The sequence below is a fragment of the Flavobacterium sp. genome, assembly GCF_031423415.1.
GTDB lineage: Bacteria > Bacteroidota > Bacteroidia > Flavobacteriales > Flavobacteriaceae > Flavobacterium.
In genome coordinates this window covers 1-18,236 of record NZ_JANPFL010000025.1, presented here as the reverse complement: position 1 = coordinate 18,236, position 18,236 = coordinate 1, and the positions used below count along the sequence as shown (strand labels likewise).

Sequence of the window (18,236 nt, the reverse complement as noted above, 5' to 3'; positions counted from 1 at the left end):
AGGTGCCTTTAGTCAGGCGATGATTGCCTATTTCGAAGGAGCTACTTTAGGACTTGATGCGGGTATTGATGGGAAATATTTTAACGATAGTAAAATTGCGTTGACTTCTACCATCGATGCAGCAGAATACACCATTCAAGGACGTCCTGCTTTTGACCCTAGCGATTTGGTTGCTCTAAGTTTCAAAACTGATGTCGCAGGTGATTACACCATTGCCATAGATGCGGTTGATGGTTTGTTTGCCAAAGGGCAAGAAGTATATTTAATAGATAGTCTAACCGGAAAAGAAACTGATTTGAAAGCAGGAGCCTATACTTTTGCAGCAGCAGTAGGCGAAGCTAAAGATAGATTCTCGTTGAAGTACCAAAAAACATTGAAAGTAGATGCACCAGTATTTAACGAAAACTCAGTTAGTATATTCAAAAACAATGGTGTTCTCTATGTGAAATCAACCAGTAAAGACATCAAAAACGTTGAAGTCTATGATGTACAAGGCCGATTGATAGCACAGCAAAAGAACGTCAACGCTACGACAGCCTACATCAACAACTTGAAATTGTTAAGCCAAGTATTGATTGTAAAAGTAAGTGCTCCTGATAATAGTGTGGTAAGTAAAAAAGTATTGAACTAACAATTTAAAGCAAAAAAAAATGAAAAATACGATAGTAAAAATAGGTCTAACAATAGTTTGTTTATTCTCAAACCTACTCCTATTTGCAGATCCTGGCGATGAGTCTGACACCGGTGATTTGGAAGGTGGTGATGCTTTTCCAGGTGCCCCAATTGGCGATTATATTTGGGTATTAGCACTAATAGTTGTAGTATATGCTTTTTGGAAATTAAAGGCTGCACAAAATTCTAGAATTCAAGACTAAGAAAACAAAGTTTTCTGATAGCAAAAACCTTGTTCCAGATGTGGAGCAGGGTTTTTTGGTTATCAAACAATAAAACATCGGTCAAATTACCATCATAGTCAAAGGGTTTGCCGCTACCAATCAAATAATATTTGTTCATAAATTAGTTGATACTATTTTTGGTTTTGGCAGGAATTCTATTGGCAGTTTACAGTTTTATCTAAAAGGTGAACGGTTTAAAACCAATCTAGAGATTTATACGAAGAAAGGCGTACGCTAATGGTGAACGCCTTTTTTTTACCACTAATAAATCGTACTTTTGAATCGCAATAAAACTCTTCTGAGAGTAATAAAGCTTTAACAAACAGGCTAATACTTCTATAAAATTGAATAACAACAAACCACATAGCACACCTCAAGAAGCCGCTACACTTTTGTATGTTTTTAATAGCGTGTACCCTATTAGCGCAGCTGCCCAGACTTTTATCATAGAAAATACGTATCCTATGACAGTTCGAAAGGGCAAGAAATTGCATCGGTCAGGTGAGATTTGCGATATGATTTATTTTGTAAACAAAGGAGCGATTCGAGGCTGTGTTCAAGAGGACAAAAAAGATATTACCACTTGGATTACTGTCGAAAACGAATTGGTAGCGTCCATACATAGTTTTATATTGCAAATTCCGAGTATAGAAAATATGGAAGCCATAGAAGATTCTGAACTATTAGGAATGAAACATATAGATATGCATCGTTTATATGCTCAGGAACTCGAAACCAATATTTTGGCAAGACGCATTTACGAAAAATATTATGCCGATGCCGAAATTAGAGCTTTAACTGCCCGATTAAGTAATGCGGAATTAAAGTACGAATACTTCTTAAAAACCTACCAACATCTTTCCAATAGAATTCCGCTAAAGTATATTGCCTCCTTTCTGGGTATGAATCTCGAAACCCTAAGTCGTGTTCGTGGAAAAATTCGCGGCAATACCGAAAAATAAAGTTTGACAAATGTCAAATAATGATAGTGTTTTGATTTTTGATGTTTTGAAAAAAATGTTTTAAAATTATTAAAATCAAATAGTTATGTTTTATTGTTTGTTATTTTTATAAATCGATAAAAATCAGCCTTAACATTTGTTTGGCTTTTGTTTTTCTTTATACCTTACTTTTGAACTGGCAAATAGTTATGCTTTTTCCAATTCAAACTCATTAGTTATGAAACAATTCTACATCTTATTGCTAACAATTTTATGCTGTTCTATTTCGCATTCTCAAACGCCTGGCAATACGCTTGCACTTGATGGCACTTACGATTATGTAGCCTTGCCACGAGCTGTATTGAATACCCTTAGTACAAGTACTTTTGAAACTTGGTTCTACCTAAACAGCCGTGTAGAGGGTGCTATTTTAATAAAACAATACAAAAAAACATTGGCGCCACCACTGATTTTGATGTCGAAAACTACAAAGCCAGTATGATTGCCAGCAACTTTGCCGGATGCTTTTGCATCAGGTTTACCAAAAACGGGGCAAATGGAATCAACATATACAACCGTCAAAAAGGCATCGTAGTTTGGAAATTTTGACTCGAGAAATAATAGTCCTAATGATGATCATATTGTTTTAGAATCCGTTGGCTACCCGAACACCCGCAAAGCCCAGCTTATGGTGTTGTGATAGGCAATGCTGAAATAGGGCAACCAAGCGATATTATAGAAATTGTTTTTGGGTGATAGTAGGTTCTTTCATTTTATACCAAACCAACCCTGTTAGGGTTGTATACCCTTACAGGGTTGAATAAAAAAAGTGGAGTACAGCTACCACTCTAATAAACGGGGCAAAACTGCTATGCCTAAAGCAGAAAAACAAATATCTAATGAAAAAAATTATTTTTTTAATGCTGTTTGCCCTAGTAGGATGGCAGCAAGCGGGTGCGCAAGGTTTCTCTGACGGCAGCATCAATTACATTGTTACTTCGCCAACTACTGTAGAAGTTGACTATCAACAAGGATTGGTGTCTGGAAATGTTACGTTACCGTCACAAGTTACTTACAACAGTAGTGTTTATGAGGTAACTAGCATTAGTACTAATGCTTTTAACAGTTGTGCTGGTTTAACATCCATTGCTATACCAAGCTCGGTAACTAGCATTGGTGATTATGCTTTTCAAGTTTGTTCAGGTTTAACATTAGTTATTATTCCAAGCTCCGTAACCAGTATTGGTCAGGGCGCTTTTAACCAATGTAGTAGTTTAACATCGTTTACTATTCCAAACTCGGTCATCAGCATTGGTGATTATGCTTTCTCAGATTGTTATGGTTTAACATCGGTTACCATTCCCAACTCGGTAACGAGCATTGGTGATAATGCTTTTCAAAATTGTTCTAGTTTAACATCGGTTACCATTCCATCCTCTGTAACGAGCATTGGTGGAGGTGCTTTTCAAAATTGTTTTAGTTTAACATCGGTTACCATTCCCAACTCAGTATTGAACATTGGCGATAATGCTTTTCAAGGTTGTAATTATGTAACATCGGTTACGATTCCAGCCTCTGTAACTAGCATTGGTGATTATGCTTTCGCAGATTGTTATGGTTTAACTTCGGTTATATGTGATGCAATTACACCAATACCTATTAATTCAAGCGTTTTTGATGGTGTGAACCTAGTTAATTGTAGTTTAACAGTGCCTGATGCAAGTGTGTTGGCATATCAAGTAGCGGATGTTTGGCAGAATTTTTCTCCTGTACGTTGTGCAAATTCAATTCAAAATAGTACCACCGTAGTATCGGCTTGCCGCAGGTATACTTGGGCATTAAATGGTAAAACCTATACCGAATCTGGTGTCTATATGTTTACTAACGCTAATTGTATTACAGAAAAGTTGGATTTAACTATTGATGGCAACAGATTTACTTATAATGGTATTAATTATACTGTAATCTCTCGAACTACTGTTGCAGTGGGCGATAATTCCGGTGCAAACGGTCATCTAATTATTCCAGCTACTGTAACAACTGCGTGTGGTACTTATTCAGTAACTCGTATTAATGATTCCGCTTTTGCTAATAATACTGGTATAACATCGGTTACTATTCTTAACTCGGCAACTAGCATTGGTGAATATGCTTTTTATAATTGTCACAGTTTAACATCGGTTACTATCGGCAGTTCGGTAACGAATATTGCTTTTGCTGCTTTTTTAGGTTGTGATAGTTTAACATCGGTTACTATCGGCAGTTCGGTAACGAGCATTGCTGATTATGCTTTTGCTTATTGTAATTTAACATCGGTTACTTGCAATGCAACTACACCGATAAGTATACCTTCAAGCGTTTTTGACGGAGTAAACCAAGGTGCTTGTCTTTTACTAGTGCCCCCTGCAAGTATAGCATTCTATGAAACGGCTCCTGTTTGGGAGTATTTTTCACCAATTACTTCCAACACTACAACCTATAGCACCTCGTGGGATTATGGCACGCCAACAGCTATCTTAAATGCCGTTATCGCAGGCAATTATTCAACAGCAGTTAATATAACCTCTTTGAGTTTAGAAGTAAACGGTACTGCAATAGTGACTATTCCTTCAGGATTTAATTGTACCGTTTCAGGGAAAGTTACTGTGGCTAACACTGCTAGTTTGACTTTTGAAAACAACGCTAATTTGATTCAATCCGGAACTACAAATGGCAACTCGGGTAACATCACCATCAAACGCGATAGTAATACTTTGAAACGCCTCGATTATACCTTGTGGTCTTCGCCAGTTACAGGAACTCAAACCTTGTTAGACTTTTCGCCTTTAACAGCATTAAATCCCACTCGTTTCTATACATACAATGCAACAATTGATAAGTATACTGCCGCTACTGCATCAAATCCTTTTGCATTGGGTACAGGCTACTTAATCCGTATGCCCGACCAAAAACCAGGAAGTTTAGGATTGACAACCCCTTATTATTTGGGCACTGAAACCTTGATTTATACAGGGGCGTTTACAGGTAAACCTAATAATGGAACGATTGATTTAACCGGTCTTGTTGCTGATAAATTTTACGCAGTTGGAAATCCATATCCATCTACGATTAGTGCAGATGCTTTCCTTAATGGCAACGCCACCGATGGTACTTTGTATTTCTGGAGAAAAACCAATGCTACACCAGGAACAGCTTATGCTACTTATACTCTTGCAGGTGGTACTGGAACCGCAGCAGGAACAGGCGGAATTGGTAATCCAAACGGAACCATTCAAGTAGGACAAGGATTTATTGTGAAAACAGGTCTAGCATCTACGGCATTGACATTTACCAATACTATGCGAACGACTAATAACGACAATCAAATTTTTAAAATTAAAAAAGCGGCCGACAAATCGCGTATTTGGTTGAATCTAACCAATGCAAAAGGTGCCTTTAGTCAGGCGATGATTGCCTATTTCGAAGGAGCTACTTTAGGACTTGATGCGGGTATTGATGGGAAATATTTTAACGATAGTAAAATTGCCTTGACTTCTACCATCGATGCAGCAGAATACACCATTCAAGGACGTCCTGCTTTTGACCCGAGCGATGTGGTTGCCTTAAGCTTCAAAACTGATGTTGCAGGCGATTACACCATTGCCATAGATGCGGTTGATGGTTTGTTTGCCAAAGGGCAAGAAGTATATTTAATAGATAACCTAACCGGTAAAGAAACTGATTTGAAAGCAGGTTCTTATACTTTTGCGGCAGCAGTTGGCGAAGCCAAAGATAGATTCTCGTTGAAATACCAAAAAACCTTGAAAGTAGAGGCACCAGTTTTTAACGAAAACTCGGTAAGCATATTCAGAAACAACGGAGCAATTTATGTGAAATCAAACAGTAAAGACATCAAGAGCGTACAAGTGTATGATGTTCAAGGACGTTTGATAGTACAACAAAAAAATGTTAACGCAACAACAGCCACCATCAATAATTTGAAAGCGCTAAGCCAAGTATTGATTGTAAAAGTAATCGCTACCGACAATAGTATGGTAAGCAAAAAAGTATTAAATTAAAACACAAAAAGAACAGAAAAATGAAAAATACAATAGTGAAAATTGGTCTAACAGTAGTTTGTTTGTTCTCAAACTTACTCATTTTTGCAGGAACGCCTGGTGATAATTCGGACACAGGCGATTTGCAAGGTGGCGACACTCCAGCCCCAATTGGAGATTATATTTGGGTATTGGCGGTCATAGTTGTAGTATATGCTTTTTGGAAATTAAAGGCTGCGCAAAACTCGAAAGTTCAAGGTTAAAAAACTGAACGCTTATATCAATAACCCTGTTCTGAAAAGAGCAGGGTTATTTATTTCTAGACCAAAATTTATTTGTTGGCAGAATTTCTGCAACGGGTGTCATTCCAAATCCTGTAGGATTTAAGATAAAATTATCTCAATACCACAAACCCAGTTAGGGTTCAAAGCCCTAACTGGGGTGCTTGAGAGCCATTGAAACAAGCTTATCTATCAAAAAAAGCAGTCATTTTGCTTCAAATAATCTTTTTAAAAATAATTGAAAAATCCCCATTTGTAGGGATGTTAAGATAATTTTCATTTTATATTTTTGGGTCTAACTTTTAAATTTTTAAATATGTCAAATTTAACAAACAACCGCCTAAACATTACGGCGACCGCAGCGCAAATTACTGCTGTAAAAGCAGCATTGCAAACCATCAACACCAACTTGCCTTTTTTGATAGGGCTTACAACTGACGAGCGGTCGAGTTTGCCCGCTATCAATGTCAACAACAAGACGTTTACTGAAGACGCTATCAATGCGGGGGTCAATAACCCTACATTGATCCCCTCGTATGTATCGGTAGCGAATATGGATAATGATTTAACCTTGTTTACACAATTAGATGAAATTGTAGGCATAGTAAATCAACTGCGCGAAAAGCTGGAAGACACCAGACAATTAGCCGGTGGCGAGTCTTATGTTTCTGCCTTGACCTTGTACAAATTATTTGGTTCTGCCGCCGATGCTGGAGTACCAGGTGCCGATGCTATTGTAACGCAACTAAAAGCGAGGTTTGCCAATCAAGGCAATGCAAGACCCGATGCAACTGATCCTCAGTAAATACAACAACAACTTTCTACCTAAAACGCTTTCCTTTTTTGTGAAAGCGTTTTTTTTATGATTATAAACGGGTATCAAGAGCAATTTGACCTAAAAAAATCGCTTCAACACTGATTGGAATGCTATCTTAATACTCTTATTTGCCTAAAAATCTTGTATTTCTAGACAGAAACACTACTTTTATATACTTAAATAGTACGTTTGCTATGTATAATATATAGTTGTTTATGTATTAATTATAGTTATGCTAGGTATAAAAGATAAATAGGTATATATAATACTAATAGTACTATGTAATAAACATACATATATTTGTTTTATATATAGAATTGCTATATAATTTACGTAGCAATACTATATAATATGTATATTAATGCTATGCTTATTATAAAAATACCTATGTAAATTACCCCTGTATTGAATAAATTATACTACTTTTGATGAAACCTAAAATACTATGAGCGAAAACAATAAAAAATACCTGCAAAAAACGGATACCGATTGTCTGCACATTGGCAACCTGATTAACTGGCACATTCAACAAAAGCACCTTAAAAAAACAAACATTGCCAAGAAGTTGAACGTGCTGCCTTCGGCAATAGGGCAGTATATAAAGCAACACTCGGTGCAGGTAGCCATACTATGGCGGTTGGGCATAGCCATAGAATATAATTTATTGGCCGATGTAGCACAACGGCATCCAGTAGCATTTGAAACTAAAAAGGAAGCGGCACTCAAACTACAACTTGCCGCAAAAGAGCTGGAGATGGAACGCATGAAAATTGAACTCGATCTACTCAAAAAAATTCATAGGATTGAGTAATCAGGAAGCGAACTCAACCCCAGCTGTTAGGTTTGCAAAACCTAAAAACCCTGTTCCAGATGTGGAGCAGGGTTTTTTTGGTTATTTTGAACGCGATTAAACCTCTTTTAAAAAAGCACAAAAGTTAATTGACCTCAATCAAAAACCTGATGGTCTTCATTAATTATTTATATCTTTTATTCCAAATTTCTGGATTTCTTGAAGTATGAAAAACGGCAAAAACAGTAACAATATTCAGGTTTTCATTTATTTGATAATGAATCAAGAAAGGGAATTTTTCAATTTTTCTACATCGAATTTCGTTATATTTCATACTAAAAAGATAGGGGTCTTTTTTAAAGAATTGATTTGCTTTTTGACTTGGGATTTATAACGCAAACCCAAGCCTTTCAATCGCAATTCATATCATTCAAAAGTTTCTTGAATGTCATTCAAAGCATCAGTGTCTATTTTTAAATGAAAGCGCAAGTTTAAAGTGTTTTAGCAACTTCATCCCAATCTAAAAGCCTTTCGGGATTTGCTTTTGATTTTGCCATTCTGTCTAAAACAATTCGCTGGTGCTCAACGGGAATTTGCATATCTTCATTCCAAATTGCATCATTCACTTTCAATCTATCTTTAGGAGAAAGTTTTTTGACTGCTTCAATCAATTGATTGACATTTAAATCGATATTTAATTTTATAGTTTCCATAAAAACAAAGTTAGTGAAAACAACTTGCAGCAAACAAAAAAACCTGATAATTTTAATCAGCAGGTTTTCTCTATATTCTATTTTCTTTTCTCTAAAAATCTAAAAGGAACTAATCATTCAATTTCAAAACTGCCATAAATGCTTCTTGCTGAATCTCTAATTTTCAAGCAAAATCAAATCTAGTTCTGCAATGTTTTTAAACCCCTTGTCGGAGGTAATTAATGGAATTTGGAATAGTATAGAAGTTGAGGCAATTATTGCGTCAGGCAATTTTATAGTATATTTTTGTTTTAATTTTATTGTTTGAAGTTTTATATCGTCACTAAAATTGAAAACAATACTGTCATTTAATAATTCTCGCAATGATTTTTCGTTTTCTTAAGAAATATTTTTATGACCAAGAAGTTCTATTTCTGAAACAAAAGAAATGCCAAAATTATAGTTCAAAAAAGGCTCGACAAATGATTTTCCTTCGTGTAAATAAATCAAGAAATTAGTGTCGGCTAAAAAATCAATCTTCATTTTTTCTTATTTCCAATTGATATTCTAACCCGTCAATATTTCGTTTTAGTTGTCCAAAATGCTTAGACAGGTTTCCTTTAGAAGAAGTTTTCTCTTTTTTTTCTAAAAGAATATCTATTTCTTTTTTGGTATTTTTCTTTTTGATAATCAAAACCATAACTAAAATTTTGATAAAGTTACTAAAATTTAATTACCACAAACAAAAAAAACCTGCCAATTCTCATCATCAGGTTTTCTCTATTATCTATCCGTCTTTTATCTAAAAATCTAAAAGGAACTAATCATTCAACTTCAAAACCGCCATAAAGGCTTCTTGCGGAATCTCTACATTTCCTACCAATCGCATCCGTTTTTTACCTTTTTTCTGTTTTTCCAATAGTTTACGTTTACGAGAAATATCACCTCCATAACATTTGGCAGTAACGTCTTTACGCAAGGCTTTTATGGTTTCACGAGCAATGATTTTGGCTCCAATGGCAGCCTGAATTGGAATGTCAAATTGCTGTCTCGGAATCAACTCACGCAGTTTCTCACACATTTTTTTACCAATGTTGTAGGCATTACTTTCGTGAATCAAGGCTGAAAGCGCATCGACAGATTGGGCATTCAATAAAACATCTAGCTTTACTAATTTAGAAGTTCGCATTCCAATGGGCGAATAGTCAAACGAAGCATATCCTTTGGAAACGGTTTTCAAACGGTCGTAAAAATCAAAAACGATTTCCGCCAAGGGCATATCAAAATTCAATTCTACACGTTCAGTCGTAAGGTAAGTTTGATTGGTTATTACCCCTCTTTTTTCGATACACAAAGACATTACATTACCCACAAAATCCGATTTAGTAATAATGGTTGCTTTGATGTAAGGTTCTTCCACTCTATCTAAACGCGAGGGTTCTGGCAAATCGGAAGGATTGTTAACTACAAATGGAGTTTCAGGATCTTTTTTGGTGTAAGCCAAATACGAAACGTTGGGAACTGTAGTAATTACGGTCATATCGAATTCCCGTTCCAATCGTTCTTGTATGATTTCCATATGCAACATTCCTAAGAATCCACATCGGAAACCAAAACCTAAAGCTGCCGAGCTTTCAGGTAAAAACACTAACGAGGCATCGTTTAGCTGCAATTTTTCCATTGAGTTTCGCAACTCTTCATAATCTTCGGTATCAACAGGATAAATTCCAGCAAAAACCATAGGTTTCACATCTTCGAAACCTGTAATCATATTGGTAGTTGGCGTTTTTGCATCGGTTAGCGTGTCGCCCACTTTTACTTCTTTCGCTTCTTTAATCCCTGAAATCAAGTAGCCTACATCACCAGCAGAAATAACTTGTTTTGGAACTTGGTTCAGTTTTAAAGTACCAATTTCGTCCGCAAAATATTCATTTCCAGTGGCCATAAATTTTATTTTCTGACCTTTTTTGATTTGACCGTTTTTCACTCGGAAAATAACTTCAATGCCCCGAAACGGATTGTAGTGCGAGTCAAAAATCAAAGCTTGTAGTGGTTCGTCAACATTTCCTTTTGGAGGAGGTATTTTCTCAATAATTGCTGCCAAAATATTTTCGACCCCAAAACCAGTTTTCCCCGACGCGTGAATAATATCTTCGAGTTTACAGCCTAGTAAATCAATAATATCATCGCTCACTTCTTCAGGATTGGCAGACGGTAAATCTACTTTATTTAAAACCGGAATAATTTCCAAGTCGTTTTCTAAAGCCAAATACAAATTAGAAATCGTTTGTGCTTGAATACTTTGGGCCGCATCTACAATCAAAAGTGCGCCTTCACAAGCGGCAATCGAACGGGAAACCTCGTAGGAGAAATCTACGTGCCCGGGAGTATCTATCAAATTCAGGATATATTCTTCCCCTTTATAGGTGTATTCCATTTGTATGGCGTGACTCTTAATGGTAATTCCACGTTCGCGTTCTAGGTCCATATTGTCTAGCAATTGCGCTTTTTCTTCACGTGCAGTTACTGTATGAGTTGCTCCTAATAATCGGTCTGCAAGGGTGCTTTTTCCGTGATCAATGTGTGCAATAATGCAAAAATTCCGTATGTTTTTCATTCTCTGTTTATGTCAATACTAGTTTTATTATTTTATCCAATTTCAACTTGTTGAGGAAAAAATAAATGTTACAATATAATTCATTTGACCTTTGTAAAATTAAAAATATAGAAGTAATCGCCTAAAGGAAGTACCAATAATGGATAATCTAGCTGCAAATATAAACCAAAACTTTCAATTGCCGCTTGTTCTTAACTATTGTTCAAACTGAATTATATATTCTATTTAATTATCGTTGGATTTTGATAAATCGCTGGTAGTAGATAGATCTACGAAGCACGATCTGAGAGGGTCTAATTTATTATTAACGTTTTATAAAAATGTAATGGTAGGATGAAGTGAACTTAAAAGGAACGTTTTACGGAACGTAATGAATTAAGAATTCTAATTTTACAGTGAAGTAAAAAAACTAAATGATTTTATTTATTTAAAAATTTTTCGTGCTAGAAACAAACTGCACAATAAAGTAAACATACTTAAATAGCCCACTAGGTCGTATCCAATCAGTGCATTAGTTTGCGAATTTTTTGTGACAATTAATCCCGCGACAAAAGCTGCTAATCCAGTGCCAAGTTGTTGCATACTGCTGTTAAAACTTTGAAAACTACCTCTCGTACTGCTATCTACAACATTACTTACCATTGCTGTTCCCGTTACTCCGCGACCAGTAGACGCTGCAAACCACACACCGAAAATAGCTAATGTCACGTAAGACTTTGTTCCAGCAGGTAGATTGGTGATGGTGAGAATCAAAGGAATTGCAGCTAATAAGCACCAGGTGTATACTTTTAGTTTACCCTTTTTATCGGCTATTTTTCCTAAAAGATTGGCACTAATAAAGGATGCGACACCTCCAAAAAGATAAATCAATGGAGTAAAGTCCGTATCGTAACCAACATTATTGATCATAAAAGGATTGATAAAGGGTATCATTAAAAAGTGTCCGCCCATCATTAAAAAAGAAAAAAACAAAGCATTTCGTTGGGTTTTGTTTTTAAAAACAGTGGATAAAATAGCCGTTTTTTGTAAAAATGATTTTTTTTCTGTGCCAATGTGCGAGTTCATTTTTGGCAGAAACTTAGCGATAAATGGTACTAAAATAAAACCAAGAGTTCCAACAAATAAAAATGGTGCGTGCCAGCTGAATCGATTGGCAAGAAACAGTGCAAATGGCACACCTAAAGTAGAAGCCACTGCAAAACCACTCATAATTACACCCATTGCTCGACCACGAATTTCATAAGAAAAAGTATCGGCAATAATAGAGGTCACTTGTGCGCCAATTAATCCGCCAAATGTGCCGGCAAAAATTCGTGCAAAAAGTAATAAGTAAAAAGTAGGCGCCATACCACAGGCAATTGTACCAACTAGAAATAATATATATGCCGATAACAAAATGCGCTTCCGGTCGAAATTATCAACAAAAAAGGCAGCTAAAAAGCCAGATATACCTGCGCTTATCGTATATGCTGAAACAAGTAACGAAAACTGTAAAGGTGAAATTTTAAAAAACGGCATTAAAAAAACGCCCAAAGGCATCATAATCATAAAATCTAAAATATGCGTAAAATTGAGAGTAGATAGTAGGAACAGTATAATTTTATGTGATTTATTCATCGAAATATATTTGGGTCAAAGCTACTTTTAAATTTTACAATGGTGTCCTTTATTCTAGGGGTTTTTTATGAATAAAGTAATTTTATTTTAAAGGCGTAGAACAAGTTTAAGCGGAATAGTGATTGAGAAACAAAAGATGACCTTCCGAAATCAAAGTTTTCTGTTGCATAAAAAGTGATGCCTGATAAAAAGAGTCTAACTTTATAACGATTACCTCTGCGTTGCATTTAGTAGATTGCTATATTTGTTTCAAATTTGGCGTAGTATCAGAAATTTACAATAAGAATAGATGATTAGAAAATAGTTTTTGTGCCGTTCCATAGATTTTAATGCGAAGCGGAATGGATACAAATATTTAAAATTAAAGATGTGATATTAAAAAACTTTCATTTATCTATTTCTGTAATAATCGTAATTCCTATTGCAATAGTTTACGGTTTTTGGACCAATTTGGTATTTAATGTAAATATTGATACGGTAGACGAGCACAATATTCTAAAGGCAATTATGGGCTTATATTTGGGGTTTGCAACACTTTGGATTATTGGAATTTTCAAATCAACTTTATGGAAAACCGCAACAATTTCGAATATAGTATTTATGTTGGGTTTAGCTTTTGGACGAATTGTTTCTCTATTTATTGAGGGAATTACATCAACTGTTTTTATTTTGGGAACTTTTGGTGAATTAATTTTAGGGTTTTATGGGTGGTATCAATTTAAAAAATATAATTCCCAAATACTTTAATAATAAAAAGAAAAATTGCGTGACCAAAGTGTAGCGTCAATACATTTTTACAGTAAACCAACTCAAAGTAATTCCTATAATTTCATTACCGCGTATTGAATACGTTTTAGTTTCGTTTATTGAATTTTGCCGTAAAATAAGTGGTGTCTTTTTCTGAGAAAACGACTCTTCTGTTGTCTTCGTTTTGGAATTCGAAGTTGTCATTTACAACAAATTTCACTTCTGTAAATTGATATCCCGTTTCAAAAGTTGTTGTAATTTCGTAGACACTGTCTTTTTTAAGTGCTTTCATTTCGGTGTCATAATCCCAAGAAAGAGGTTGGTCATTTCCTCTGATTCCAACTTTTTTGATGTTCTTTATTTCCGAAACATCTAATGTAAAAACAACAGTTTTCTTATATGTTTTTTGCACACAACTTGCCAAAAACAGCGATATTAGTACTGTTATTATTGATAGTTTAGTTTTCATAATTATTATATTTTTCTGGTTAGTAAATAATCAATTCCAAATCTTCCCGATCCTAAAATTAGGTAGAACATCGCAACCCAAAGAAATCCCATTGCAGCTAAACAATTCCATAATCCTTCATTGATTTGTTGCATAAAAATGGCAACTAACATGGTACACATAATTAGGAAAGAAGCAATGCGAGTTTGGAATCCGCACAACAGCAACAATCCTCCAAAGGCTTCAGCAAATGCACCCATCCAAGCAAAAAATACAGGGGCAATCGCAAAAATGCTTCCATAACTAGCAACATCGTTTGGGAACCAAAATGCGACTTCAAAAAGTCCTAAATTTTTATCGATTGGTGACCAAGGCATTCCAAATTTGTCTGCTCCAAAATTAAAAGCGAGCAAATAGCCACAGACAATTCGAGGAATAGTTAGAAATAAATCTTGTGACCAATGTGGTAATGCAATTGGTTTTATGAGTGTATGTATGAGTTTCATAATGTTTTTATTTTCGAGATGGTTATTGATTAATTATTAAATCGCCGTTACCTGATTTTTTAGAATTGGAATCAAATTTGGCTTTTCCTTTATTGATGATATCTCCATTTCCTGTCAATTTTGCCGAAAGTTCTTCAGAAACATTGATGATCAGATTTCCATTTCCGGTGCTTTTTAAAGTTGCTTTTTTGGCTACTAGATTTTCGGCATTTACATCGCCATTTCCAGTTTTGTTAATATTTAAAGAATCAATTGTTCCGCTAATCTTACTATCGCCATTTCCAGTATTTTCTAATCTAAAGTAACGCCCAAAAATATTTTTTACAACTAAATCACTATTTCCCGTATTCGAAATCATACTAGCTTCAGGCATTGTAATTTTGATTTTGAAATTGGTGTTTTCAACATACATTTGATTGTTTTTGTTTCCTTTAAATTGAACTTGCAATTCTTTTTCTAAAGGGTTTTCGGTAAAAGTTAAAAGATTTTCAAGGTTGTCATCAATTGTTACTGAAATGCTCCAAGGTTTTCCAATTTCGACTTCAATTTTTCCGTCTAGATTTTCAAAAGAAACTTTGTCAAAGTTTTTGTAGTAATAATTTTTAATTATGGTTTTTCCGGAACCTTTTAGTTGTGCATTTGCAAATATTGAAGTTAATGTCAATACGATTGCGATGATTAATTTTGTCATAATTTTTAAATTTGGTGGTTATAATTGATTTTTAATTGATTGATGATTGATACTCTTTTATTTATTATATCCCATTGATAATCCAGTATCGCCAGTAACATACAAATCGACAGAAGCAGCTTCATTGGAATTATTTTCAATAATTAAAGCGGTATTGCTTTCTGCTTTTACAGTAGTAGTTTCATTTGGACGAACAGTAATCGGCGAATGTGTTCCTCCGGAAATTGGGGCCATAATGATTTTTAAATCGTGATTGGATAAGTTTTTAAGTTTTACTTTAAATGTTCCGTGTTCGTTGTTTCCTAAAACAAAACTTTCGTTTGGTTTAATAGTTGTGATCGAAGTTAGCGAGCCAAAAACACTACAAGAAGTGGTAAGTAATAAAATAGCGAATAATGCAATAGTTGTTTTCATAATTTGAATTTTTAATGATTAATAATAGGGCAAAATTGCGCCATAAATCATCGTCAATCGCTTCAAATTATGATTTGAGACTAACTAAGTAATAGTTGCGAATTATAGTAAATACTGCGGCTAGACCGTTTCGATGAATTCTTTTGGAGTTTTACCCGTATTTTTTTTGAAAGCACGGTTGAAAGTGGCTTTTGAATTGAATCCGCTATCAAAGGCAATTCCGAGCAAAGTTGATTTTTTATGTTCGCCATTGGCAAACCGGTTTTTTACTGATTCTATTCGGTAATTATTGATGCAATCATTAAAGTTCATTTGAAAACCTTGATTGATTGTTTTTGAAATTACAGATGCATTTGTTTTTAATTTTTTGGCGATGTCTGTAAGTGTCAATTCTGGATTTTCGAATAGTTTTTCTTCTTGAATCAGAGTTTCAATTTTAGATTTCCAATAGTCAATTTCTGGAGATGTGTTTTTGTCAAAAGTTTCGTGTTCAATATCAATAAAAGTCTCTGATTCAATTGTCTGATTCTCCTCCAATAAAAGAATTGGATTTTTATCAAAAAACGACATCCTGAAAGGAATAGTTGAGTTTACCGGATTCGAATAGCCTGTAATTGCGATGTAATACATCACAATCGAAAAGAATAGATAAAACCACCAACTTCCTTGATAGGATTGTATTTCTGGATAAAATAATCCTATTAAATCAAAAAGTATCGGCAGCAGCAGCATTATCAAAAAAGCTATTAAATAGGTTTTTATCCATTTGAATAAAATACTATCAGCATAACTTACTACTTGAAAAATTAGTTTTTTGTACACATTATAATATCGAATACTCAAAACAAAATAAAAAATCATTGAAATTAATCCCAGCTTTTGGTACCAATCTTCAAAATCTTTATCCATTCCGTCTTTATAAAAATAATAGTCCCCAAAAATGAATTTGTCATATACCCAAATTGCTATGATATATAATAAATAAAGGAATCCTGGAATTAAATGAATCGCTTCCTTTTTTGAAAATCGAAAAGAGGGATTTAATAAACTTTGGGTATAAAAAAAGATAATCGGACCAACAAGAAACAAATGCTGAAAAGGAGTATAAAATAAAATATCTCTATACGGTTGATTGTCATACCAACCAGCGAAACCGAGCATCCAAGGTGCGATGTACAAACTACATAGAAAGATAAAAAGGCTGAGCCAATAGTTGGATTTGTTTTCGGTTCTAATTGCTTTTACTAACAATAATACACTATAAATTATTCCTTGTGAAAAGGAAATAAGCAGAAGCGAACTGTAAAATCCAAACTGAAAAAGCATCTAGAAGTTTTTGTAAAAATAACTTTTAATTGATTACAATTTCGTTGCCATAAGATTAAATTTCATTGCTAATTATTCTTAACTATCTTTGCCAAAAAATTTCCCTTGATAAAAATTGGCAACATAGAACTTCCTGATTTCCCTCTACTTCTCGCACCAATGGAAGATGTGAGCGATCCGCCATTTCGCAGATTGTGCAAAATGCACGGAGCCGATTTAATGTATTCTGAATTTATTTCCTCCGAAGGATTAATTCGTGACGCTATCAAAAGCCGAATGAAATTAGATATTTTCGATTACGAAAGGCCTGTTGGAATCCAGATTTTTGGTGGTGACGAAGAAGCAATGGCGTTGTCGTCTAAAATTGTTTCTACCGTAAATCCAGATATCATTGATATTAATTTTGGTTGTCCAGTAAAGAAAGTAGTTTGCAAAGGCGCAGGCGCAGGCGTTTTGAAAGATGTCGATTTAATGATTCGCTTAACCCAAGCCGTTATCGATAGCACGCATTTGCCAGTTACCGTAAAAACCCGTTTGGGTTGGGACGATAATTCTATCAATATTGATGAGGTTGCCGAGCGTTTGCAAGATATTGGTGTTGCCGCTTTGAGTATTCATGCCCGAACTCGTGCCCAAATGTATAAAGGCCATTCCGATTGGTCGCATATTGCCCGAGTGAAAAATAACCCTCGAATCACAATGCCTATTTTCGGAAACGGAGATATCGATTCTCCAGAAAAAGCATTGCAATATAAAAACGAATACGGTATCGACGGCATTATGATTGGTCGTGCCGCCATTGGCTATCCTTGGATTTTCGATGAAATCAAACATTACTTCAGCACAGGCGAACATCTAGGAAAACCAACTGTTACCGATAGAGTCGAAGCCGTTCGCAATCACCTTACTTGGGCAATGGAATGGAAAGGACAACGACTCGGCATTGTAGAAACCAGACCACATTACACCAATTATTTTAAAGGAATTCATTCTTTTAAACCGTTCAAACAACAATTGGTTACTTTAGACCATCCAGTAGAATTATTTGCTGTTTTGAATGAAATTGAAGAGGCTTATGTAGATTATCAGTTAGTTTAAGAAAATGTTATTTCTTCTTTTATTTTAGCCTCTTGTATAGTATAAAATATACTTTTGCAAAAAAAAGTAATGAAAAAATTTATCGTTCTAGGTTTCGTTTTTATGGGTATTATGGTTAAAGCGCAAGAAGTAGAAAAAGTTTCTGTTGAAAAGAGTTTGAATAGTATTCAAGCAGGACTATTTAGTCATTCCTTAAAAATGAATTAACAATTTGATTGTTAATAACTTGTGATTAAATTCAGTTGAAAACAGTACTTTTAAATCGCCAAAAAGTGTATATTTCGGTATAAAAAAGTGGCAATATGTTAGGCAAAATAA

Annotated in this window: 23 protein-coding genes; 11 read left to right on the top strand and 12 right to left on the bottom strand. The window is 34.8% G+C overall.

The features are described 5' to 3' along the window. The 8 genes from RMO83_RS03245 to RMO83_RS03210 all read left to right on the top strand — a co-directional run. Positions 1–631: T9SS sorting signal type C domain-containing protein (locus RMO83_RS03245; protein WP_310558241.1), on the top strand; the 631-nt coding region annotated here is incomplete at its 5' end. Positions 632–650: 19 nt separating this feature from the next. Then, positions 651–875 (top strand): hypothetical protein, encoded by a 225-nt coding sequence (locus tag RMO83_RS03240; protein ID WP_310558240.1) that lies wholly within the window; start codon positions 651–653, stop codon positions 873–875. Between the two features lie 365 nt (positions 876–1,240). After that, positions 1,241–1,858: a cyclic nucleotide-binding domain-containing protein gene (locus tag RMO83_RS03235; protein WP_310558239.1), complete on the top strand. Its 618-nt coding sequence runs from the start codon at positions 1,241–1,243 to the stop codon at positions 1,856–1,858. Between the two features lie 217 nt (positions 1,859–2,075). Beyond that, positions 2,076–2,339 (top strand): hypothetical protein, encoded by a 264-nt coding sequence (locus RMO83_RS03230; RefSeq protein WP_310558238.1) that lies wholly within the window; start codon positions 2,076–2,078, stop codon positions 2,337–2,339. Between the two features lie 397 nt (positions 2,340–2,736). Continuing rightward, complete coding sequence (locus tag RMO83_RS03225) at positions 2,737–5,895, top strand: leucine-rich repeat protein (protein WP_310558237.1); 3,159 nt, start codon at positions 2,737–2,739, stop codon at positions 5,893–5,895. Between the two features lie 20 nt (positions 5,896–5,915). Further along, positions 5,916–6,137: a hypothetical protein gene (locus RMO83_RS03220; protein WP_310558236.1), complete on the top strand. Its 222-nt coding sequence runs from the start codon at positions 5,916–5,918 to the stop codon at positions 6,135–6,137. Between the two features lie 334 nt (positions 6,138–6,471). Beyond that, positions 6,472–6,960, top strand: a complete 489-nt coding sequence (locus tag RMO83_RS03215; protein WP_310558235.1) for a hypothetical protein — start codon at positions 6,472–6,474, stop codon at positions 6,958–6,960. A gap of 457 nt (positions 6,961–7,417) precedes the next feature. Next, positions 7,418–7,783 (top strand): hypothetical protein, encoded by a 366-nt coding sequence (locus RMO83_RS03210; protein WP_310558234.1) that lies wholly within the window; start codon positions 7,418–7,420, stop codon positions 7,781–7,783. A gap of 163 nt (positions 7,784–7,946) precedes the next feature. Here the strand turns inward: RMO83_RS03210 and RMO83_RS03205 are convergent, their stop codons facing one another. From RMO83_RS03205 to RMO83_RS03180, 7 genes are all read right to left on the bottom strand, one after another. Beyond that, entirely contained in the window at positions 7,947–8,096 is a 150-nt protein-coding gene (locus tag RMO83_RS03205; protein WP_310558233.1) for a type II toxin-antitoxin system RelE/ParE family toxin, read from the bottom strand. A gap of 157 nt (positions 8,097–8,253) precedes the next feature. Further along, positions 8,254–8,475 (bottom strand): addiction module protein, encoded by a 222-nt coding sequence (locus RMO83_RS03200; protein ID WP_310558232.1) that lies wholly within the window; start codon positions 8,473–8,475, stop codon positions 8,254–8,256. A gap of 156 nt (positions 8,476–8,631) precedes the next feature. After that, positions 8,632–8,838, bottom strand: coding sequence for a PIN domain-containing protein (locus RMO83_RS16975; protein ID WP_409024996.1), 207 nt, complete (start codon positions 8,836–8,838; stop codon positions 8,632–8,634). 15 nt (positions 8,839–8,853) lie between these two features. After that, the gene (locus tag RMO83_RS03195) at positions 8,854–8,997 is read right to left on the bottom strand and encodes a hypothetical protein (RefSeq protein ID WP_310558231.1); all 144 of its coding nucleotides are present in this window, start codon (positions 8,995–8,997) and stop codon (positions 8,854–8,856) included. Continuing rightward, entirely contained in the window at positions 8,987–9,154 is a 168-nt protein-coding gene (locus RMO83_RS03190) for a hypothetical protein (protein ID WP_310558230.1), read from the bottom strand. Before RMO83_RS03190 ends, RMO83_RS03195 begins: the two co-directional genes overlap by 11 nt. Before the next feature lie 120 nt (positions 9,155–9,274). Beyond that, on the bottom strand, positions 9,275–11,071 hold the full coding sequence (gene lepA / locus RMO83_RS03185) for a translation elongation factor 4 (RefSeq protein ID WP_310558229.1): 1,797 nt from the start codon (positions 11,069–11,071) through the stop codon (positions 9,275–9,277). Between the two features lie 423 nt (positions 11,072–11,494). After that, positions 11,495–12,688 carry an MFS transporter gene (locus RMO83_RS03180; protein WP_310558228.1) on the bottom strand — a complete coding sequence of 398 codons (1,194 nt, stop codon included), beginning with the start codon at positions 12,686–12,688 and terminating at the stop codon, positions 11,495–11,497. Positions 12,689–13,057: 369 nt separating this feature from the next. Here RMO83_RS03180 and RMO83_RS03175 point away from each other — a divergent pair, with 369 nt between their 5' ends. After that, complete coding sequence (locus RMO83_RS03175) at positions 13,058–13,435, top strand: DUF4345 domain-containing protein (RefSeq protein ID WP_310558227.1); 378 nt, start codon at positions 13,058–13,060, stop codon at positions 13,433–13,435. 106 nt (positions 13,436–13,541) lie between these two features. Here RMO83_RS03175 and RMO83_RS03170 read toward each other — a convergent pair whose 3' ends face one another. The 5 genes from RMO83_RS03170 to RMO83_RS03150 form a co-directional block, all read right to left on the bottom strand. Beyond that, positions 13,542–13,904 (bottom strand): hypothetical protein, encoded by a 363-nt coding sequence (locus RMO83_RS03170; RefSeq protein ID WP_310558226.1) that lies wholly within the window; start codon positions 13,902–13,904, stop codon positions 13,542–13,544. A 5-nt stretch (positions 13,905–13,909) separates the two neighbouring features. Next, positions 13,910–14,389, bottom strand: coding sequence for a DoxX family protein (locus tag RMO83_RS03165; RefSeq protein ID WP_310558225.1), 480 nt, complete (start codon positions 14,387–14,389; stop codon positions 13,910–13,912). A 22-nt stretch (positions 14,390–14,411) separates the two neighbouring features. After that, positions 14,412–15,080, bottom strand: coding sequence for a GIN domain-containing protein (locus tag RMO83_RS03160; protein ID WP_310558224.1), 669 nt, complete (start codon positions 15,078–15,080; stop codon positions 14,412–14,414). Positions 15,081–15,137: 57 nt separating this feature from the next. After that, the gene (locus RMO83_RS03155; protein ID WP_310558223.1) at positions 15,138–15,494 is read right to left on the bottom strand and encodes a hypothetical protein; all 357 of its coding nucleotides are present in this window, start codon (positions 15,492–15,494) and stop codon (positions 15,138–15,140) included. 120 nt (positions 15,495–15,614) lie between these two features. Further along, positions 15,615–16,820 (bottom strand): helix-turn-helix domain-containing protein, encoded by a 1,206-nt coding sequence (locus RMO83_RS03150; protein ID WP_310558222.1) that lies wholly within the window; start codon positions 16,818–16,820, stop codon positions 15,615–15,617. Positions 16,821–16,925: 105 nt separating this feature from the next. On the opposite strand from RMO83_RS03150, the gene dusB reads away from it, so the two are divergent. Together dusB and RMO83_RS03140 are read left to right on the top strand one after the other, a co-directional pair. Further along, complete coding sequence (dusB, locus tag RMO83_RS03145; RefSeq protein WP_310558221.1) at positions 16,926–17,918, top strand: tRNA dihydrouridine synthase DusB; 993 nt, start codon at positions 16,926–16,928, stop codon at positions 17,916–17,918. Positions 17,919–17,987: 69 nt separating this feature from the next. Next, positions 17,988–18,125, top strand: coding sequence for a hypothetical protein (locus RMO83_RS03140; RefSeq protein WP_310558220.1), 138 nt, complete (start codon positions 17,988–17,990; stop codon positions 18,123–18,125). Positions 18,126–18,236 lie beyond the last annotated feature (111 nt).